Source organism: Deltaproteobacteria bacterium, assembly GCA_003696105.1.
Lineage (GTDB): Bacteria > Myxococcota_A > Polyangia > Haliangiales > J016 > J016.
The window spans coordinates 1-20465 of record RFGE01000200.1 but is presented as its reverse complement, the minus strand read 5'-3'; the positions used below and the strand labels follow the sequence as shown (position 1 = coordinate 20465).

The following is a 20465-nucleotide window of genomic DNA, read 5'->3' as shown; positions in this document are numbered from 1 at the left end:
GGCGGGACGCGGGGCGCAGGCGCGTCGACACCGGAACCCTCGCGCCGGCCCGGACGGCGCTACCAGTCTGCGAATACGCGGGCCGCGCCCGTCGCGCGGAAGACCGTGACGCGGTATCGATCGCTTCCGTCCTCGCGTTCGACGAAGATCGTCCCGGGAACGGCCGACCCATCGGGCGCAAGGTCGATCGAGATGGTTCCGAGTCCGGCTCCGAGCGACGGTACGCTGTCGCCCGGCGCCAAGTGCGTCCGATCGGATACGGCACCAATGCGAACCCCCGACGGCGCCGCGACGGTCTCGACCTCATAGTAGCTGCTCGGCACGGCCATGCCTTCCGTTTCCGCCTCGAGGTGCGCGACTCGATCGGCGTACACCTCGAGACGCTGCCAGCGCCGCGTGGTCGTCGCTCGAATGCGCATGGTGTCTAACAGTGCCGCGACCTGCTCGGCGTATCCCCGCGCGCTGCGCGCCTGCCGTTCCGGCCGAATCGACACAACCGCGAGCGCAGCAAGCACTGCCGCGATCACGATCGTCACCATCAACTCGACAAGGGTAAAGCCGGCCGTCGACCGTTCGGTGTGACCAGTCCGTGGGCTCATCTGTCCTCCTCGCGCCCCGCCGCCGAGGTGCGCACTCCCATCGTGCCGCGATTTGGCGCGAGTCGCCAGCACGGTGAGGTGAAACGAGCAACGCGGCGACACCGGTACGCGATCGACGCAACTGCCGCTCGTAGCGCTGTAGCGCGATATCCGACATCGTCCTCCATGAGATCTTCGATGGCCGAGCCAGGCGGCCAAACGCCTTCCATATGTCGCCGACTGTCGCTCGACAAGGTACAATGTCAACTCGTGGGGACTCGACACGTGCGAAGGCAAACGCCGGATTGCCGTACACGCCGGGCCGAAGGCGGGTTTACGCTGATCGAACTGCTGATCGCGTCGACGGTCCTCATTGTCGGATTGACCGGTATCGTCGCGTTGCAGGTCACCGGCATTCGGTCCTCCGCTTTTTCACGTCACGCCACGGAAGCGGCCGTTCTCGCAGAATCGCGGATCGAACAACTACGTACGATCCCCCTGGCCGCCGGCACGACCGTCGAATCAGGGCTAAATCCCCAAGGCAGACCGGTCACTGGCGGGCTCTACACGCGAACGACGGTGATCACTACGAATGCAACATTTGCGGACATCGTGGTCACCGTCACCTGGAACGAGCGCGGTAGCGAGCCGCATCAAGTCGTGCTCCAGACTCGGAGGACGTTGTGACGCGAACCGTCCGCCCCGACGCGGGCCTCACGCTCGTCGAGTTGATGGTGGCACTCGTCGTCTCCAGTCTGGTGATCGGTGCAGCGCTGTCGGTTGGCTTGACGATGATGCGCAGCTTCCGCGATCATGGAACGATGGTGTCGGTGCAGCGGGCGGCGCGGGTGTCAATGGACTTTCTCGCTGATGCGGTCCGCAACTCGAACCCGGGCGTCCTGACCGGTATGTTCGAAGACTTGATCGGCTGCTCGGGACAGGTACCCGGGATTTCAGTCACCAATCGTACAAACGCGCCGGACGAAATCAGTCTCGTCTACGCGAGCGGGGGTATCTTCACGTCCTCGCGGTCGACGTACAGCCCTACGTCGACCGGGCTCACGGTGCTGGACGCGGAAGAAGTCGCCGGACAGGACTTTTTCCCGGGCGATTACATCGTCATCACCAATCTCGACGTCGGGACGATCGTGCGCGTGGCCGACGTTCAGGCCAGTGGCTCGGAGTGGCAGTTGGGCACCATCCAACCGAGTTCGTGTGGTGCGGTGTCATTTCCCGGGCCGGGCTTCGAGCCCGGCAGCCTCGTCATTCGCGGACGCTTCGCGCGATTCTTCGTGCAGAACGACGCGGGAACCGGCAATATACCTATGCTCATGATGGACCCGGACGGGCCCGGACCGGCGACGGCAGAGCCAGTCGCGGACGGAATCGAGGACCTCCAGATCGCGGTCGCCGTCGATGCAAACGGAGACGGGACGATCACCGAAGTGGGGATCGCTCCGAACGACGACGAGTGGTACTACAATATTGCCGGCGACATGGATCCGCCCGGCGGCATCCCTCCGCGAGCGGTGCGATTGACTCTCATTGCGCGCTCGGTGAGCGAAACGAGCAACGTGGCGTCCTTCACGCGACCGGCCGCGGAAGACCGTGCAGCGTCGACGGTTCCGGACCCATACCGCCGGCGCGTGCTGACGACTACCGTGGAGCTGCGCAACTTGGAGGGCTCACCATGACTCGCGGGCAGCGCGGATCGGCCATGGTCGTCGTTCTCATCCTCCTCGTGGCACTGCTCGGTGCTGGCGGGGTCGCCATCTACGTCCAGCTCGCCGATACTCGGTCGACCGGTCTCATTCGGCAGGCGCGAGACGCTCTGTCGTGCGCCGAGGCAGGGCTCGCCGAAGGTCGCGTATGGGCAGGCCAGAATTACGGGCTATGGGCGGCCATCCTCGATGGAGACCCGAGCAACGACCCGAGCAACTACCCGCTGCGCGGTGACATCGATGGCGACGGCAACGATGACTGGGAAGTCCAACTCATGGACAACGACGACGAAATGCCACCGGCGGCAAACGATACGACACGTGACAACGATCTCAGAGTATTCGTCGTGGCGCGTTGTATTCGATATCCCACGACACCGCGCGAAGTCATCGAGCTAGTTCGATACGAGGGTGGCGGCGCAATCTATCGCAACCAATCCGGACAAGGGTCGGGCAACACCAACAACGCAAACTGACCGCCGGCGGCGATGCCGGCCGCGGATCGGGCAGACCTGCACGGCGGGCGAAAAAAAACGGCCCCGGCGCGTGTGCGTCCGGGGCCGCGTCGCAGCGCGGAGTTGGGGGGACTCTACGCGGCCGCGACGTTCTCGACGAACAGGTAGTCGCTCGGCGCGCAGAACCGATATCCGTCGTCGCTCACGCGGATGAGATCGGCGCCGTCTTTGCCGAGCAACCGGCGGATGCGCATGATGTTGGTGAACAGCGCGGCGTCGTGGCGCAGCGGGTGGTATTCGACGTTCCACACCGTCTCGACGATCTCCTCCTTCGAGAAGGTCCGCGTCGGCGCGCCCGCGAGCAGGAACAACAACCGCTTGAGCAGGCTGCGCCTGCGCAGATCGGCGATCTGGACGCCGTCGCGCACGATCACCTCGCGCACGCCGTCGATGGCGAGCGACCGGTCCTCCATGCGCAACAGGCCCGGATTGGCGTCGGCGACGAAGCTCTCCTGGCCGTTGCCGGTCACCACGCGGTAGGGGCGCGCGGCCGTCAATCCCAAATCCGACAAGGCCTGCCGCGCCGTCCGCAGCGCGGGCTCGCTGAGCGTCGCGGCGGCGGCGTCGCGGCTCTCTCCGTTGTCGCCGGCGGCGGTCGGATCGATTACCTCGACCGCTTCGGCCGCGATGAGCCGCTCGAACGCCAGCCCCGCGTCCGACGCGAGGTCGTGCGCGTCGCGCGCGTAGGCGAGTGCCGCATCCGTATCGCCGGCGTCGCGGCGCAGCGCCGCCAACACGAGCAGCCCGCGCACCTGCGCCCGCGTGAAGCCGCACGCCCGGCCCTCGCGAACCGCCCGCGTGGCGGCTGCCGTCGCCGCGGCCCGGTCGCCGCGCGCGAGATACATGCGCGCCGCCAGCGCCAGCGCATCGGCCATGTCGGCCACCCGGCCGGCGCGCTCGGCCCATACCGACGCGCTACGCGCTGCGTCGAGCGCGTCGACCACGGCTCCGGCCGCGAGGCACGCCGACGCACGCGCGCGCGCGCGCACAATCTCGTCGCACTCGAGCGGCAGAGCGTCCGCCGCCGGCGCCTCGCCCGACGCCCACGCGCGCGCCACCTCGAGCAGCGATGCGGCGCGCGCCCGCGCGCCCGCGGTGGCCTCCGGCGATGCCGCGAGCGCCGCGAGGGCTGCGATCGCCTCGTCGAGCCGCAGCTCGGCGACGTCGACGGCGGCCGCGACGAGGCGCGCCTCGGCGGCAATCGCGGCGAGCCCGCGGGCATCCGCGGACTGCGCGCACGCGGCGGCGAGTTCGGCTGCCGCGCTCACGTGGCCGCGGCGCTCGAGCACCGCCGCCAGGTCCACCTCGGCGCGCAGCGCGCCGACTTCGTCGCCTCGCTGCCGGCGCGCATCGACGATCGCGCGGAGTGCGTCGCACGCGGCGGCCATGTCGCCCCGCAGCGCGCCGACGACCGCGCGGCGATGACGCACGTCCTCGGCGACCGCGGCCTCGTCGCACTCGCGGGCAGCCGCCTCGGCATCGGCAAGGGCCGTCTCGGCGTCGCCGAGCCGACCCTCCGCGACGAGACACGCGGCCAGCCGGCAAGCCACGCCGGCGGCCACCGAGGGATCGGGCGCGGCGACGGTCGCCGCCCGCGCGAGCGCTGCGCGGGCCGCCGTCACGTTCCCCGCGGCCAACTGCGCGTCGGCGAGCGCGAGGCCGAGCCGCACGCGCGCGCTCGCGGGTAGCTTTGCGCGATCTGCATCGAGCGTGTCGGCCGCGATCGCGATCGCGCCGTCGACGTCGCCGCGGTCGAGGGCGATGCGAGACAGGGCGACTGCCGCGCCCGCCCGGACGCCGACCGCGGCGTGCTCGGCCAGCGCGCGCAACGCCGCCTCGGCCGCATCGACGTCGCCCGATCGGTAGCGCAGCTCCGCAATGCGCACGCGGCGGCGCGCCCCGGCGACGCCGCGACCGGGCCCAACCTGTTCGAGGATCTCCAGCGCTGCGGCGATGCGCCCGTGGCGAACCGCGATGTCGGCGCGCAGCGCCGCCAGCGCGTCCGCCTGCTTGCCGGTCGCTCCCGACAAGGCGGCGACGAGTGCTTCGAGTTCGCCGCCGCAGCCGCGCCGTGCGAGCACCTCCTCGGCCGCGACCAGGACGTCGACCGCCCGGTTGGTCTCGCCAGCATCGATCAACCGGCGCACACCGAAGCGCAGGCGGTCGACCGGGTCCGCCAACCCCAGCGCCGCCCCGCCGCGCACCTCCCACGCGGGCTGGCGCCCCGCCCCGCGCGGCCGGTCGAGCGCGAGTTCGGCCGCGGCGGCGGCCAGCGCGCTGCGGCGCGCCGCATCCATGCGGTCGACCACGTCTTCGCGCACCGCATCGTGCACCGCGAACCGCCCATCATCGAGCGGATCGATGAGCTGGCGCGCGACGAGCTGCGCCAGCGCCGATTCGACGTCGCAGTCGGGCAACAGCGCGGCGATCGCAGCCGGTGCCGCGGCGACTCCCAACACCGCGGCGGCGTCGAGCGCGGCCCGCACGTCGGCCGGCAGCGCGTCGAGGTCCCAGGCATCCGGCCCGGCGGCCGCGCGCGCGTACTCGCGCCGCAATGCGAGCGGCATGCCGCGGGTGCGCACCACCGCGTCGTCACACGCGCCCGCCGGCGTCGGGCCGTACTGATCTTCGAGATGCGCCCACAGGTCGCGGGCGGCCGCCTCGTCGAGACCGCCGAGCGCGAGTTCGCGCCGCCCGTCCGGGTCGCGCCGCAGCGGCAGCGCATCGCGCGACCACAGCACGACCCGCCCGCACGCCTCCGGCGGCGGAAATGCAGCGGCGAGCCGCGCGAGTTCGTGCGGCTCCAGACGGTGCGCGTCGTCGACGAGCAGCAACACGGGGCGGTCGCGCAGCGCCGCATCGAGGCTCCCCGGGACCACGTCGAGCGCGCGCTCGGCGCGCGCCGCCACCGACGCCGCCACGTCGCCCGGCTCGCACTGCACGTAACGCGCGGTGAGGCCGACCGCCTCGCCGTCGCGCGCCGCGAGTTCGCGCGCGAGGCGCGACTTGCCCGCGCCGATCGGCCCGGTCACGACCACGACCGGCACCTCGCGGAGCGCCAGTTCGATCTCGGCGAGTTCGCGAACGCGGCCGAACAGCGGCGGCGGCGATGCGAGCCCGAGGCGGCGAAGGGCGTTGGACGACTCCGGCTTGCGAATGCGAGTGCGACGTCTCACGAATACCTCTCTGGTCGGGGACCGTCAGGTACGGGTGCTGGAGACGCCCGTCCCCAGGTCCGCCCGATCTTCCCGGTTGTGAGCAGGTGTAAGGCAATCGCCGGGCCAGGCTTGCGGTCACGCTGCAATTTTCCGTAACGATGCGAGATCGCGCCGAGCTGCGAGCGCCTGTGAGGAGCGGACGTCCCACATCGGGTGAGTCGATGTGAGTGGTGATAACTGGACGCAGCGATGCGCCGAGTTCTCAGATCGGCGCCGCGGGTCGGGATGGTCCCGACGGACGCCGCGTGAGCGCGCTCCGCGCCGGCGTGGCTTACGCGCCGCGTCGTGCCGCGGGGGCCCGGCCCGGCCGGCGTGCGGCGGCCGGCGTGCGGCGGCCGGCCCCGCCGACGTCACGCCGCGCCACCGGCGAGCGCCGCCAAGCCGGCGACGACCTCGTCGAACGGCTCGGTCTCGTGCGTCCCCTGCCGGAGAAACTGCTCGATCGCGTCGATGGCCGCGATCGCCGCGTCCACGCGCGGGTCGGATCCGCGCTTGTACGCGCCGAGCGTGATCAGATCGCGATGCGACTCGTACGCCGCGAGCAGCTCGCGCGCCCGCTGCGCTGCTGCCACGTGCTCGGGCGTGGCGACGTGCGACATCACGCGCGACACGCTGTGCAGCACGTCGATCGCGGGCCAGCGGCCGCGCGCGCCGATCGATCGGTCCAGCACGATGTGGCCGTCCACGATGCCGCGCACCTCGTCGGCAATCGGCTCCTCCATGTCACCGCCGGCAACCAGAACCGTGTAGATGGCGGTGATCGACCCGCGGTCGGAGTTGCCGGCGCGCTCGAGCAACCGCGGCAGTGCGGCGAACACGCTCGGCGGATACCCCTGCCGCGCCGGCGGCTCGCCGGCGGACAGGCCGACCTCGCGCTGAGCGCGGGCGAACCGCGTGAGCGAGTCGACCATCATCAATACGCGCTTGCCCTGGCGGTCGCGAAACCACTCGGCGATCGCGGTCGCAACGAACGTCGACTTGAGACGCACGAGGCTCGGCGCATCGCTAGTTGCACACACAACCACAGACCGCGCAAGCCCCTCTGGGCCGAGCGAGTCCTCGATAAAATCGCGCACCTCGCGGCCGCGCTCGCCGACCAGGCAGATGACGTTGACGTCGGCGCTCGCCGACCGCGCGATCTGCCCCATGAGCGTCGACTTGCCGACGCCGGACCCGGCGAACAAGCCGATGCGCTGGCCCTCGCCGAGGGTGAGAAAGCCATCGATCGCCCGCACACCGGTCGGCAGCGGCCGGTCGACGCGCCGCCGGGTGAGCGGATCGGGCGCCGCGCGGTCGACCGGCCAGGGTTCGAGGTCGCCGGCATGACCGTCCAGCGGGGGACCATCGTCGATCGGTCGGCCGAGCCCGTCGACGACCCGCCCGAGCAGCGCCTCTCCGACGCGCAGCGTGAGCGGTTGGCCGCGCGGAACGACCGCGCTGTCCGGCCCGACGCCGGACGGCTCACCGAGCGGCAACAACACCGCCTCCTCTCCGCGGAAGCCGACGACCTCGGCCGGCAGCGGCTCCATGCCCGCGCGCTCGATGTCGACCATCTCGCCGTGGCGGATGCCCGGCACGGTGGCGCGCACGACGAGGCCGGTGATCTCGCTCACGCGACCGGTCACGCGCACCGTGCGCGCGCCGTCGACGATGCGCAACGCGCGGTCGACGTCGAGCGCCACCGCTACGGCGCCTCCTCGAGCGCACGCTGAATCGCGGCGAGCTGCGTCGACAGCCGCGCGTCGACCGTGCCGACGTCGGTCTCTACCACGCAACCGCCGCGTTCGATGCCGTCGTCGGCGCGGATCAGGATGTGGGCCGACACCGACAGCCGCGACAGCAGCCCGGGACGCTCGCGTTCGAGGGTGGCCACGTCATCTGGATGCACCCGCAACACGAACTCATGGCGTCCCCGCGCCTCGTCGAGCGCCGCCTTGGCGATGTCCGCGACCGTCTCGGGATCGAGCGCGAGGTGGCGGCGCACGAGGCGCTCCGCGATGCCGACCGCGAGGACCCGCAACTCCTTGTCGGCCTCGGCGATACGGCGATCGACTTCCTGCCTGGCGCGCACCAACAGCGCCGCGACCTCCGCCCTCCCCTCGGCGCGCCCCTCCTCGCGCGCCCGCTCGCGGATCGCTTCGGCTTCGGCATGCGCCTCCGTCACGATCCGCGCGGCTTCGGCCTTGGCGTCGAACACCGCCCCGTCGATCACCTTTGCGCCGTCCTTGACGATTCGGCTCACGCGCACACTCTACCAAAGCCGGCCGTCCCCGGCGTCTCCCGGGACCTCGGCCACGCTCTGCACTACCCGCCCGCCGCCCCGTCGACGAGCCGAGCAAACCGGTCGACCTCGCCGTCTATGGCGGCGTACCGATAGGACGCGGCGGCCAGCTCGAGGCCGACCGCGCGCGGCAACCGCTGCGCGATCTGGCGGGGTGCGTCGCCATGCGCCCGCGCCAGCGCGGCGCCGAGCCGCCGCGCGCCGATGACGTGCAGCGCGCGCTCCGACAGCCGCCCGGCGCCGTGCGCGAACGCCGACACGGCGGCGCGCAGCTCGCGCTCCCGCGGCTTCCACGCCGCGACGGCGTCCACGAGGTGCGAGCCGCGCGGCTCCCCCAGTCGCGCCGCCACCGCTGCCGCCGTCGCCGGCGGCGCGCCGACAAGTCCGGCGGCGATCGCGTCGACGCCGAACGCGGCGAGCGCGGCCAGTAGAACGGCCACGTCGCAACGCGCCCAGGCCGCGGGCGGCGCCGCGTCCGCCGGCGGCATGTCTACCAACTGGCCGAGCGCGCGTCGCTGGAGCCACACCCGCGCGGCCGCCGTGAACTCGCCGGCCCCCGCGACCGCATCGCGCACGTCCGCATCCTCGCCGGCGATCGCCGCTTCGATCCAATCGCGATGAACGAGCGTGAGGCCGGCCGGCACCGGCTTGACCATCGCCGCCACCGCACGCGCGAGCGCCGCCGCGCGATCGCCGCGGTCGAGGGCCAGCAGATCTTCAGCTGCCGCGCGGGCGTCCGGCGACACGCGCGCGAGCAGGTCGGCAGCGCGATCTCCGCACGCCAAGACGCCGGCGACCACGGCCGCGCGAAGCTCGGTCGCGAGTTGATCGAGCCGCCCCATGCGCCCCCATTTTGCCCGGTGCGCCGGCCGCCGCTACGACAACGTCTCCGCGCGGCGCCGGCTAAGTGGCGGCGGCTTGAGCTTGTACCGCAACACCTTGCCGGTGGCCCCCTTCGGCAGCGCGTCGACGAATTCGATCCACCGCGGGTATTTGTACGGCGCGAGTTCGGACTTGACGTGCTCGCGCAGTTCCGCGGCCAGCTTGGCGGACGGGGCGTGACCGATATTCGGCACGACGAACGCAAGCGGCTTGACGAGCCCATCCTCGTCCTCGGCGCCGATTACGGCGCACTCCCACACCGCCTCGTGACCGAGCAGCGCTTGTTCCACCTCGGCCGGCGACACCCACTTGCCGCCGACTTTGAACAGATCGTCCTCCCGCCCGCAGTGGATGAAGTTGCCTCCGTCGTCCACCATGAACCGGTCGTCCGTCGTGAACCATCCATCCGCGGACAAATGAGGGGTGTCGTCGCCCCAGTACCGTCCGGAAATCGTCGGCCCCTTGATCTGCAGCCGGCCGATCTCGTGGGGCGGTAGCGGCGCTCCGTCGGGGTCGACGACGCGCGCGTCGAACTGCGGTACCGGCTGGCCGCACGTTCCCGCGCCCCCGGCCCCCAGCCGAGTCGCGAGCACGAACTGGAACGCCTCGGTCAAACCGTAGCCGACGAGCACGTCCGCCCCCAGAGCGCGGCGGACTCGCGGCACCAGCTTCGGAGGCATCCCCTCGGCGCCCGACACGCACGCGCGCAGGCCGGCGGGCGGCGTGGCTGCGCGGGCAGCCTCGACGTCGCGAGCCACCTGGCCGTACACCGACGGAGTCGCGAACAACACCGTCGGCCGGCTCGCCGCGATCGCCCCGAGAATCGCCTCCGTCGTCGGTTGCTCTGGCAACAATAGCGCCTCGGCGCCCGCGATCAGCGGAAACAACAAACCGGTGCCAAGGCCGTACGCCGTCGCCAGCCGTACAACGGACAGCACGCGGTCGGCGTCGGACAGACCGAGGACGCCGCGACCGTACGACTCGAACGCAATGAACGGCGCCGCGTGAGTGTGCGGCACGCCGCGCCGATTCCCTTCGGACGCGCCGGCCGAGTACAGGATCATCGCGGTGGTGTCCACCGATACGTCAGCCGCCGCCGTCGCGGGTTGTGCCGCGCGCACGAGACTCAGGTAGTCGCGCTCGCCCGGGTTCGCCGCGCCGACGACGATCACCTCGCGAAGCTGCGGGACCTCGGACCGGATTTCGTCGATCGCCGGCTCGAGCGATGCGTGAACGATCGCCACCGCGGCGCCGCAGTCGGCGACGTAGTCGCGCACGTCGTTGGGCGTCGACAGTTCGCTAAGCGGCACGGCGACCGCCCCCATGTGCATCGCCCCCAGAATCGCGGCCGCCGCCTCGAGCGTGTCCGGCATGAACACGGCGACGCGATCCCCCCGTTGCACCCGCAGGGCCCGCAGCGCCGTATCCACCCGCCGGACCTGGTCCTCCAGCTCCGCGTAGGTCCACGCCCGCTCCGGCTCGCGCACCGCGATCCGGTCCGACCATCCCATCGCGCGCGCGCGGTCGAACACGCGCCGCGGGAGATTGACCACCGCATCTCCCATGTCCCCGCCCATACTGCCACTTGCCCGGAGTGGCAGCAAGCTGGTAGATGGCCCGGACATGCGCATCATCGGCGGTTGGGCACGCAGCCGGCGCCTCGTCGCGCCGGCCGGCACGACGACGCGGCCGACCTCCGATCGGGTGCGGGAAGCGCTGTTCAACATCCTCGGACCACCGCCGGTGGGCGCGGCCGTGCTCGACCTGTTCGCCGGCGCGGGCGGACTCGGGCTCGAGGCGCTGTCGCGCGGCGCGGCGACGGCCGTGTTCGTCGACACGAGCCGCTCCGCGGTGAAGTGTCTTCGCGCCAACGTCGACGCGCTCGGGGTGGCCAGCGCGGTGTCCGTCGTATGCGCCGACGCGATCGCCGCCATCCGGCGCCTCGACGCGCAGGGGCGGCGGTTCCACTGGGTGTTCGCGGATCCGCCGTATGCGACCGACCTCGCCGACCGCGCCCTCGTCGCGCTCGGTGACAGCGCCCTGGTGGCCGAGGGGGGCATCGCGGTGGTCGAGCACGCCGCGCGGCGCCCTACGGTCGACGCGGCCGGCGCGCTCGTCCGCACGGATCGCCGCGAATACGGCGACACGGCGCTGTCGTTCTATGGGAGAGTCCCGGCATGAGCACGCACCGGCACACCCTCGCGGTCTACCCGGGCACGTTCGACCCGATCACCAACGGGCACATCGATATCCTGATCCGCAGCCTCGATCTATTCGATCGCGTGGTCGTCGCGCTCGCGGGCAACCCGCGCAAGCAACCGCTGTTCGACGTCACCGAGCGCAAGCGGTTCATCGTCGAAAGTCTGGACGACGAGTTCCGCGACCGGATCGAAGTCGACGCATTCGACGGCCTCCTCGTCGACTACTGCCGGCGCCGCGGTGCAACGAGCATCGTGCGGGGCCTTCGCGCGCTCGCCGACTTCGAATACGAGTTTCAGTTCGCCCACATGAATCGCCGCCTCGCGCCGGAACTGGACACCGTGTTCCTGATGACCGACGAGCGCAACTTCTACGTCAGCTCGTCGCTGGTCAAGGAGGTCGCCAGCCTCGGAGGCGACGTATCCGGCCTGGTCCCTAGCGCGGTCGAACGCGCGCTCAAGGAGAAGTTCGCATGACCCTGTGGAAACTATCGTCCCGGCTTTCGCGCGTGCAACCATCGATCACGATGGCGGTCACGGCCAAGGCCGCCGCTCTGCGCGCGCAAGGGATCGACGTGATTGGCTTCGGCGCCGGCGAGCCCGACTTCGACACGCCAGACCACATCAAGGACGCCGCACGACGCGCGCTCGACGAGGGCGTCGCCGGTTACACGCACGTCGCCGGCCTGGCGTCGTTGCGCGAAGCGATCGCCACCGAACTGAACGCGACGCACGGCACGGATTTCACGGCTGACCACGTCATCGTGACCACCGGCGCGAAGCAGAGCCTGTTCAACCTGTTCATGTGCCTGCTCGACGACGGCGACGAGGTGATCGTCCCCGCGCCGTACTGGGTGTCGTACCCGGACATGGTCCGCCTTGCGGGCGGCGAACCGGTGATCGTGCCGACGACGGCGTCCGACGGCTTCCAACTGGATCCAGACGCGTTCGCCGCCGCCATCGGGCCGCGCACGCGCGCGGTCGTGCTCAACACCCCGAGCAATCCGACCGGCGCGCTGTACAGCCGCGACCGGCTCGAAGCGATCGCCGGGGTGGCGATCGACCGCGGCGTGCTGATCGTTTCGGACGACATCTACCGATCGCTCGTCTACGGCGATGCCGTGTATGCGTCAGTCGCCAGCCTCGGTCCTGAAGTGGCGGCGCAGACGATCCTCGTCGACGGCGTGTCCAAGACCTACGCGATGACCGGCTGGCGAATCGGCTACACGGCCGCGAACCCGCGTCTGATCGGCGCGATGGCCAAGCTCCAGGGTCAGTCCACGTCCAACGCGACTCACATCGCCCAGGTCGCAGCGCTCGCCGCGATCACCGGGCCGCGCGAGCCCGTTGAAGCGATGCGGCGCGCGTTCGACGAACGCCGGCGCGCGATGGTCGAGCGCCTCAACGCGATCGACGGCGTACGCTGCACAGAACCGCTCGGCGCGTTCTACGCATTCCCCGACCTGTCGGCGTTCCTCGGCCGGCGCACGCCCGACGGCACGGCGATCGAAGACGACGTCGCTCTTGCCGCCTACCTGGTGGACGCCGGCCGAATCGCCGTCGTCCCGGGCAGCGGGTTTGGCGCCCCCGGCTACGCACGTCTGTCGTACGCCACATCGATGGACCACATCCAGCGCGGCCTCGATCGCATGGCCGAGGCGCTCGGAGCCCTTCGCTGATGGCTGCGGTCGGCTTCGGATGGGTCGTCGACGACGACAGCCCCGCGAAGCGCGTCGCGGGCGATCCCGCGGCGTTCGTCGAGGCGCTGGTGCGCGGACAAGTCGCCGCGTGCGATCCGACGTCGTGTCCGACCTGCGAACTGCTCGACGAGTCGCTCGCGTGCGTCGGCGTCATCGAGGCCCCGATTGGCCCGCAAGCGGAGGAATGGCTTGCGGGCCGGCTGCCGCCGACCATCGACTCATTGCCCGGGCAACTACTTCGCCAGAACCTCAAAGAGGGCGGCATCACCGGTGCGGGCGGCGAGGAACTGCGAAAACGCGGGATGATGGCGGCGCCCAAGCCGTTTACGAAACATTACGGGCCATTCTTTCGCGGCTTCACGGTCACGACCGACCAGCTGTTCGAGGAGATGCTGTGCGCGGGCGACATCCAGCCAGCGCACGCCCTCGCGGTACTGGTTCACCTCGGCGGTATCGCCGTCGACGACCGCGTGCCGGCCGCGCCCGACGACGGCGCCGCGCTGTCCGACATCGTCCAGCATCCCGAGTCCCGCGCCGCCCGCACTCTGTGCACGATCCACATCGACGACGCGGACGACCGATCGACGGTCCAGATCAAACGGTTTTTGCGCGCGCTCTACGCGGGCTTCGTGCAGGACACCGAGATCCGCGTGCTCGGCGGCTGACGACGCGGTCAGCGCGGAACCGGCTGCGGTGGAGCGACCGGCGCAGCCGCCTTCGCCCCGGCGGCGGGCGCCGCCGCCGCAGCGTCGACGAGTTGCCAGAACCCGCGGCGGCCGACGACGAGCAACCGCCGCCGGTCCGCCCACGCGAGCGCCAGCGGCTCGCCTGCCACCGGCCGCGTCGTCCACTGCCCCGAGGCGGCATCGAACACGTGCAAGCCGCTGGCACCGACCGCGAACGCGCGCGCAATGCGGCCGCGACGACATTGCGCAACCACGTCGGTGAGCGGTTCGGGCGGCGGCGACACCGCGCGCCACGCGCCGTTCCACTCGCGCAGGAGCGCGACCGAGCCGACCGCGATCGCCTGGCTCTTGCGGTGCCGGCAGCCGTCCACCGCCGACAGGTCCGCGGTCGTGCCGGTCATCTCCGCGTCGGCAGTCAAACTCGTCCCGACCCCCGAGAACGCCACGGCGGCGCCGCCGGCGCCGACGGCGACGAACCGCTCCGACCGATGGCGGCCAACCCGCGCCAGCGCCGTGAACCGCGGGATCGCGACCATCGCCGAAAACCGGCCCCAGTGCGGCCGGCGATAGTGGCGCACGCGGTTGTCGCCGACGGCGAGGCCCGCGTTGCGATTCTTCATCCGAACCGCGCGGAACGAACGCGCTGCCGTCCCTGCGACGGATTGCCAATCGCGCCCGTCGAAGTGCAAGAACGCGCCGCCGATTCCGACGGCCCACGCGTCCCTCGGGGACACTACCGACACGGACAGCAACTCGGTCCGCGTCGGCGTCGGGTGGCGGACCCACCGATTGTCACCGACGCGCATCGTCCACGCGGCGCCGTGTGTGCCGACGGCGATCGCGACGCCGCGCTGCACGTCGATCGCGAGCAGGTCCGGTTCCGACTCGGCCGCCGACCCGCGCGACGTCTGCGCAGCGGCACCGCGACACACGACGGCAACGATCCCGATCGCGAGCAACGTGCGACGACTCGCAGAGACCATCGACGCGATTGTAGCCGCACCGGCGCGCGTGATGTTGCGCGCCGCGCGCTTGCGCGCGGGCGCGGCCCGGCGCGACAATCTGTTGGATGCTGTCCGTCGCCCCACCCGAACGCTATCGAGTGGTCGCGCTCATTGGGGAGGGCGGCGCCGGCGCGGTCTACGAGGTTCTGGACGAACGAACCGGCGAACGCCTGGCGATGAAGGTCATGCCGCGCCGGCGCGGTCTGGCGAACCTCCGCGGCGAGTTCTTGTCCCTGGCGCGCCTGTCGCACGACAACATCGTTCGCGTACACGACTACGGGCTCACCCGCGACGGCCACGACTACTACACGATGGATCTCGTCGTCGGGCCACGGCTCACCGACGCATGCCCGAGCGCGAGTTCACCCGCGTTCTTCGCGATCGCCGGCGGGGTCTTGCAGGCGCTCGCATTTTTGCACGCCCGCGGCATGGTGCACGCGGACATCAAGCCATCCAACATCCTCGTCGATGGCGACGCGCTCGCCCGCGATCCGCGGCGCGCGCCGAAGCTCGCCGACTTCGGACTCGCCGCGCGCCTGTCGGATCCGCGTGCATCGGCGGCGCGCGGTACGTTCCCCTACGCGGCACCGGAAGTGTACGCCGGCCGGCTCGACGCGCGCTCCGACCTGTACGCGCTCGGAGTCGTGCTGTACGAGCTGGCGACCGGGATCCTGCCGTGGCGCGGCGACGACGTGCCGACGATTCTGGCGGCCCAGCGGGCAGGACCGCCGGAAGACCCGCGCGAAGCGTCACCCGACATTCCGCCCGGCCTTGCGAACCTGCTACTCGCGCTGCTCGACCCGTCGCCCGGCGCACGACCGCAGACCGCCGACGAAGTCCTCGAACGCATCAACGACATCGCGGGGACCGACTTCGCCACCGGCGACCACACGCCACTGGTCGATCTCGGCGCGACGCTCGTCGGCCGCGAACGCGACGTCGCCCGCCTCGGCGAACTCCTCGATCGCGCCGAGTCCGGCGAGGGCGCCGCCGTGCTCGTGTCCGGCGAAGAGGGGATCGGCAAGTCGCGCCTGCTCGCAGAACTGCAGCTCGAAGCGCAGCTACGGGGCTACGCGACCTACGCCGTATCGCTCGCGGCGGGCACCGGCCGGCCCTATGCCGCCGTCACCGAACTCGTCAACGCCCTGCTCGCCGACAGCGGGGCAACCGCCGAGGATGTGCCTGCGCTGGCGCCGCTGTTCGCCGACCGGGCCGACGCGGAGGCGGCCGACCCGCGCGCCCGCTATGCGCTAGCCGAGGCGATCGCGGCGGTCGTGATCGACGCCGCCAAGCAGCAGCCCATCGCGATCCTCGTCGACGACGTGCAGGAAGCCGACGTCGGTGCGTTCGAGCTGCTCGCCTACGTAGCGCGCGCGGTTGGCAGCCACCGCGCCGTCGTCGCGTGGGCCGTGCGGCGGACGCTCGACAGCGCGCCGATGCTGCGCGCCGTCGGTCAGCCCGCCGCCGCGACGACCGCCGCGGCCGGCGACCTGATCGCGCGCGCCACCGCGCTGTTCGACCGCATTCCACACGGGCACCGCATCGATCTGCCCCCGCTGGACGGGCACAGTCTGCGCGCGATGGTGACCGCGACGTTCGGCCCGGAGATCGGCCGCGCGCTCGCGTCCGATCTACACCGCGCCACCGGCGGCAACCCCGCGCACGCCGCGTCCGCGCTGCGGTCGCTGGTGTCGACGGGCGTGCTTGCGCGGCGGCGCGGCGCGTGGGTGATCGCGCGCGACATCTCATCCATCCCGATCCCGCCGAGCGCGATCTCTGCGGCCGTCGCGCGCGCCCGCGCGCTGCCGCCGGACGCGCGTCGAACGCTCGAGGTCGCGGCGGTGCTCGGCGAACGGTTTCGCGCCGACGTGCTGGCCGAGTTGGTCGGCGTCGACGACGTCACGGACGCGCTCGTCGACGCCGCGACGGCGCGGCTGATCGGCGCCGACATCGGCGCCGGCTGGTTCTATTTCGCCCACCGCAACATCGGCGCCGCGCTGTATCGCGAGCTGCCGGCCAGCGATCGCACCGAGCTGCATCGGCGCGCAGCCGCCGCGCTGGAACGCCTCGCCGCCGCGGGTGAAGCGATCCCCGCCGACGTCCTGGCCCCGCACTACGTCGCCATCGGCGACCGGCAGCGCGGCGCGGTGTGGAGCGCGCGCGCGGGCGACCAACGCGAGGCCGTTCGCGATCTGCACGGCGCCGTACAGTGGTACGAGCAAGCCCGCATCCTCACCGACGATCCGACCGCCGCCGCCGAACTCGACGAACGGCTCGGCAATTTGCGCGCCTTGCTCGGCGACGCCGAGCGCGCGTGCGCCGACCTTCAGCGCGCTCACGCTGCGCGCACCGACGATCCGGCCGCCCGGGTTCGCATCGCGCGGCGCCTCGGCGAGCTGCTCAGCCGTCGCGGCGACGGCGAGCAAGCGGTCAGCGTGCTGCAATCCGCGCTCGCAGAGGCACGGACGCACCGGATGCAGCGCGACGAGGCGCTGTGCCAGTACGCCCTCGGCCGCGTGCTGATGTATCGGTCCGACTACGCTGCGGCTACGGAGCACGCCGTGGCCGGCCACGTGATCGCTCGATCACTCGGCGACCGCGCCACGTCGGCGCGCATCGGCAAGCTGCGCGCAACGATCGCCGTGTACCAGGGGGACGCCAAACGCGCACTGGACGATCTCACCGCCGCGCTCGACGACGCGGAGGCGGCCGGCGACCCGCTCGTGCTGGCCGACGTTCACTTCGGCATCGGTCGCGCCGCGATCCACGACGGCGACTACACGCGGGCCATCGACGCGTACGAACGCGCCATTCCCGTGTTTGAACGAGCCGGCTACATCGGCAAACTGGCCAGGTGTATCAACAACCTGGGTGCGGCGTATTACTTCCAGGGGCAGTGGGCCAAGTGTCGCGAACGCTGGGAACAGTTTCGCGACTTGTGCCTGCGACTTGACGAGCAAGCGGAGCTGGTCAACGCCCTCAACAATCTCGGCCTGCTGTACCGCGATCTGGGCGAGTTCGACGCGGCGCTTGCGACCTTCGACCGCGGTGCAGAGCTTGCACGTCAGGTCGGTTACGAGCACATCGCCGCGATGATCGAGGGCAACCGTGGCGATATCTTGTTCCGCCAGGCCGACCTCGCCGGCGCACGCGAGCTGTACGAGCGCGCGCTGTCGCGGTTTCGCGCGCTCGGCGCCGCGGAGGACGTCGTCGAGCAGTTGCGCCGGATCTGCGAAGTCGACGTCGCGCAGGGCCGGCTCGCCGAGGCACTCGACCGCGCCATCGACGCGATCCGCCAGGCACAGGACGTGCGCACGCGCATCGAGGAGGGCAACCTGCATCGAGTCGCCGCGAGCGCGCTGCGCGCGCAGGGCGACTACGAATCGGCGCGGTGGTTCTGTGCGCGCGCGAGGGACATCCTCGACTCGCTCGGCGCCCGCTTCGAGGTGGCGAAATGCGACCTCGAAGCGGGGGAGATCGAGGCGGCCGCCAAACGGCCGGACGAGGCGACCGCATTGCTCAAGCGCGCGGTCGAGACCTTCGCCGACATGGGCGCGCGTTGGCACCTTGCGCGCGCGCGCAGTCGGCTCAAAGCACTGTCCGACGGGGGGCAACGGACGCCCGGCGCCCACGGTCGGGCGGACGTGCTGTTCCACGTTCTGCACATGGCCGGCCGCGTGCCGCTCGACGAACTGCTCGGCCTCGTGCTCGACAAGATTCTCGAAGTCACGCGCTTCGACCGCGGATTCATCTTGCTGCTCGACCGCGACGGACGACCGCGCGAACGGCTGCGGCGCATCCGCGGCCAAGACGTACAAGAGTTCGGGCGCGACGATGCGGCGTTCTCCGGGTCGATCGTGCGACGCGTCGCCGCCAGCGGCGAGCCAATCGCCGTCACCGACATCGCCGACAACATCGACCTGCGCGACCAGGAGAGCATCGTCATGCTCGGCCTTCGCCAAGTGATGTGCGCGCCAATGATGTCCCGCGGACGTACGTTCGGCATCGTGTACGTCGACAGCCGGGCGCTGCCGCACGAAGCGCGCGACGCCGACCTGCCGCTGCTCGAAGCACTTGCGGCGCAGGCGTCGATCGCGATCGAGAATGCCCGCCTGGTCGAGGAGGAGCGGCGCAAGACCGAGTTGATGAGCATCCTCGCCCACGAGATCCGCAATCCGCTGTCCGGTATCCTCGGGTTTTCCAGCCCTTCCGCGGTGGAGGCGATGCAGCTCGACGAACTTCCCGGCCTATTGGAACACATTCACCGCGACGCCCAGCGACTCAAGCGCCTGCTCGACAACGTTCTCGAACTCGCGCGCCACGAACGCGGCGAGACCGACTGGTCAATGGAACCGTTCGATCTCGCTCCTCTGCTCGACGACGTATGCGCCAACTTTCGCGCCGGTGCCGACAACCGAAGTGTCCGCATCGAAGTCGATGCCACGTCGCCCTGCATGGCGCTCGGCAACCCGGATCGCATCTTCCAGGTGGTGACGAACCTCGTCGCCAATGCGGTGAAGTTTTCACCGGACGGCGGTGTGATCCACGTGCGCGCGCGCACGGAGGCGGTTCGCGCCGGCGATCCCGATGCGCCCCCCGCGCCGCCGTCGGACTTGAGCGCCTGGGGACCGACCGCCGATGCCGATGTCGTGCGCGACTACGTCCGCGTAGACGTTTCCGACGAGGGTCCCGGTATGACGGAGGAAGTGCGCGCGCGGATGTTCGAGAAGTTCGCACAAGGCGACAAAAAGCGCGGCAAGGGAATCGGGCTCGGCTTGTACATTAGCCGCGAGATCATCGACCGGCACGGCGGGTCGATCTGGGTCGACAGCGAACCGGGCCGCGGATCGACGTTTTCGTTCCGCATTCCGGCGGCCACGTCGCTCTGACGCGGCCGGATGCCCGGCGCCCCTGTCAGTTCGGCGGCGACCAGGGCACGGCGCCGACGCCCGCGGCGTCCCCTGCCGTCGGCACGAGCGGAATCCCCGATGCGTCGAGCATCGGTCCATATTCGCCGGCGGGTGCCAGTTCCGCCTCGCCGCCGACGGCGACATACGCAGTGACGGCGTGGGCCAACTGGTCGACCGTCGCCCCGTCGACGCCGGGCAGAACCACCGGTGACGTCGCGACGCCGCTGCCGGACAGTTCCTCCCACGCACGCTGCCACAGTGCGTCGAGGGCGACGTCCACCGCGTCCGGGGATACCGGCACACCGAGCGGATAGTACGGTTCCGCGCGCAGCGTCCTCGGCCCGGGCGACGTGGCCACGCCGGAACCGGATACGTGCGTGTACAGGATCAGCGCGATCGGCTGAGCGTTCGCGAAGGTCGGCGTCACCGGCGTCGGGAACGACGCGGCCGGATCGAACCGGATCGGGCTCGTCGCCACGCCGCTGCCGAAGCTCGTCAATACGGGCGGCGGTGCGCCGGCAAACTGGGCGACGAACCAGTCTTCATCGGCGACCACTGCCATCGGAACCGTCGCAAGCCCCCACGACAGGTTCGGCAACGTCACCGTCGGAACCGGCGTGCCCGGCGCACCGGCGGCCGGCGGCACGCGCAACGCGAACGCGACGTCGAGAGTGCGGCGCGGCAGCGTGCCGTCCGGGCTCGTCGCCACCCCGTCGCCGCTCGTGCCGTCCGGGCTCGTCGCCACCCCGTCGCCGCTCGTGCCGTCCGGGCT

15 protein-coding genes and 1 pseudogene are annotated in these 20465 nt (G+C 71.2%); 9 read left to right on the top strand and 7 right to left on the bottom strand.

What is annotated here, in order from left to right; all coding sequences use genetic code 11:
• Positions 1-59 precede the first annotated feature (59 nt).
• A complete protein-coding gene (locus D6689_13260; GenBank protein ID RMH40621.1) occupies positions 60-701 on the bottom strand; it encodes a prepilin-type N-terminal cleavage/methylation domain-containing protein in 642 nt (213 codons plus the stop codon).
• 63 nt (positions 702-764) lie between these two features.
• On the opposite strand from D6689_13260, the gene D6689_13255 reads away from it, so the two are divergent.
• The 3 genes from D6689_13255 to D6689_13245 are packed head-to-tail and all read left to right on the top strand — an operon-like array spanning position 765 to position 2775.
• A complete protein-coding gene (locus tag D6689_13255) occupies positions 765-1265 on the top strand; it encodes a hypothetical protein (protein RMH40620.1) in 501 nt (166 codons plus the stop codon).
• Positions 1262-2272 carry a prepilin-type N-terminal cleavage/methylation domain-containing protein gene (locus D6689_13250; GenBank protein RMH40619.1) on the top strand — a complete coding sequence of 337 codons (1011 nt, stop codon included), beginning with the start codon at positions 1262-1264 and terminating at the stop codon, positions 2270-2272. The genes D6689_13255 and D6689_13250 overlap by 4 nt, the downstream gene beginning before the upstream one ends.
• A complete protein-coding gene (locus tag D6689_13245) occupies positions 2269-2775 on the top strand; it encodes a hypothetical protein (GenBank protein RMH40618.1) in 507 nt (168 codons plus the stop codon). Before D6689_13250 ends, D6689_13245 begins: the two co-directional genes overlap by 4 nt.
• Positions 2776-2888: 113 nt before the next feature.
• On the opposite strand, the gene D6689_13240 is transcribed toward D6689_13245, so the two are convergent.
• The 3 genes from D6689_13240 to D6689_13230 form a co-directional block, all read right to left on the bottom strand.
• Positions 2889-5990: a hypothetical protein gene (locus D6689_13240; protein RMH40617.1), complete on the bottom strand. Its 3102-nt coding sequence runs from the start codon at positions 5988-5990 to the stop codon at positions 2889-2891.
• Positions 5991-6382: 392 nt separating this feature from the next.
• Positions 6383-7714, bottom strand: a complete 1332-nt coding sequence (locus D6689_13235) for a FliI/YscN family ATPase (GenBank protein RMH40616.1) — start codon at positions 7712-7714, stop codon at positions 6383-6385.
• 2 nt (positions 7715-7716) lie between these two features.
• Positions 7717-8280, bottom strand: coding sequence for a flagellar assembly protein FliH (locus D6689_13230; protein ID RMH40615.1), 564 nt, complete (start codon positions 8278-8280; stop codon positions 7717-7719).
• 573 nt (positions 8281-8853) lie between these two features.
• Here D6689_13230 and D6689_13225 point away from each other — a divergent pair.
• Positions 8854-9141 (top strand): annotated as a pseudogene (locus D6689_13225) (hypothetical protein).
• Positions 9142-9188: 47 nt separating this feature from the next.
• Here the strand turns inward: D6689_13225 and D6689_13220 are convergent.
• Positions 9189-11129, bottom strand: a complete 1941-nt coding sequence (locus D6689_13220; GenBank protein RMH40614.1) for a benzoate-CoA ligase family protein — start codon at positions 11127-11129, stop codon at positions 9189-9191.
• Between D6689_13220 and rsmD the strand changes: the two genes are divergently transcribed.
• Genes rsmD through D6689_13200 form a run of 4 tightly spaced genes read left to right on the top strand, consistent with a single transcriptional unit; the run spans position 10819 to position 13758 of the window.
• The gene (gene rsmD, locus D6689_13215; protein RMH40622.1) at positions 10819-11376 is read left to right on the top strand and encodes a 16S rRNA (guanine(966)-N(2))-methyltransferase RsmD; all 558 of its coding nucleotides are present in this window, start codon (positions 10819-10821) and stop codon (positions 11374-11376) included. The genes D6689_13220 and rsmD overlap by 311 nt on opposite strands.
• On the top strand, positions 11373-11870 hold the full coding sequence (locus D6689_13210) for a pantetheine-phosphate adenylyltransferase (protein ID RMH40613.1): 498 nt from the start codon (positions 11373-11375) through the stop codon (positions 11868-11870). The genes rsmD and D6689_13210 overlap by 4 nt, the downstream gene beginning before the upstream one ends.
• Entirely contained in the window at positions 11867-13072 is a 1206-nt protein-coding gene (locus D6689_13205) for a pyridoxal phosphate-dependent aminotransferase (protein ID RMH40612.1), read from the top strand. Before D6689_13210 ends, D6689_13205 begins: the two co-directional genes overlap by 4 nt.
• Positions 13072-13758, top strand: a complete 687-nt coding sequence (locus D6689_13200) for a hypothetical protein (protein RMH40611.1) — start codon at positions 13072-13074, stop codon at positions 13756-13758. Before D6689_13205 ends, D6689_13200 begins: the two co-directional genes overlap by 1 nt.
• An 8-nt stretch (positions 13759-13766) precedes the next feature.
• Here the strand turns inward: D6689_13200 and D6689_13195 are convergent, their stop codons facing one another.
• Entirely contained in the window at positions 13767-14762 is a 996-nt protein-coding gene (locus D6689_13195; protein RMH40610.1) for a hypothetical protein, read from the bottom strand.
• 86 nt (positions 14763-14848) lie between these two features.
• On the opposite strand from D6689_13195, the gene D6689_13190 reads away from it, so the two are divergent.
• Positions 14849-19672: a GAF domain-containing protein gene (locus tag D6689_13190; GenBank protein RMH40609.1), complete on the top strand. Its 4824-nt coding sequence runs from the start codon at positions 14849-14851 to the stop codon at positions 19670-19672.
• Positions 19673-19697: 25 nt separating this feature from the next.
• On the opposite strand, the gene D6689_13185 is transcribed toward D6689_13190, so the two are convergent.
• Positions 19698-20465 (bottom strand): hypothetical protein (locus D6689_13185; GenBank protein RMH40608.1); only part of this gene is annotated, 768 nt, incomplete at its 5' end.

Coding starts and splice junctions, on each gene's coding strand:
- rsmD (RMH40622.1), top strand. CDS start 10,819: ATGCGCATCATCGGCGGTTGGGCACGCAGCCGGCGCCTCGTCGCGCCG.
- D6689_13255 (RMH40620.1), top strand. CDS start 765: ATGAGATCTTCGATGGCCGAGCCAGGCGGCCAAACGCCTTCCATATGT.
- D6689_13245 (RMH40618.1), top strand. CDS start 2,269: ATGACTCGCGGGCAGCGCGGATCGGCCATGGTCGTCGTTCTCATCCTC.
- D6689_13210 (RMH40613.1), top strand. CDS start 11,373: ATGAGCACGCACCGGCACACCCTCGCGGTCTACCCGGGCACGTTCGAC.
- D6689_13195 (RMH40610.1), bottom strand. CDS start 14,762: ATGGTCTCTGCGAGTCGTCGCACGTTGCTCGCGATCGGGATCGTTGCC.
- D6689_13220 (RMH40614.1), bottom strand. CDS start 11,129: ATGGCGGCGATCGCGTCGGCGCATACGACGGACACCGCGCTGGCCACC.
- D6689_13200 (RMH40611.1), top strand. CDS start 13,072: ATGGCTGCGGTCGGCTTCGGATGGGTCGTCGACGACGACAGCCCCGCG.
- D6689_13205 (RMH40612.1), top strand. CDS start 11,867: ATGACCCTGTGGAAACTATCGTCCCGGCTTTCGCGCGTGCAACCATCG.
- D6689_13190 (RMH40609.1), top strand. CDS start 14,849: ATGCTGTCCGTCGCCCCACCCGAACGCTATCGAGTGGTCGCGCTCATT.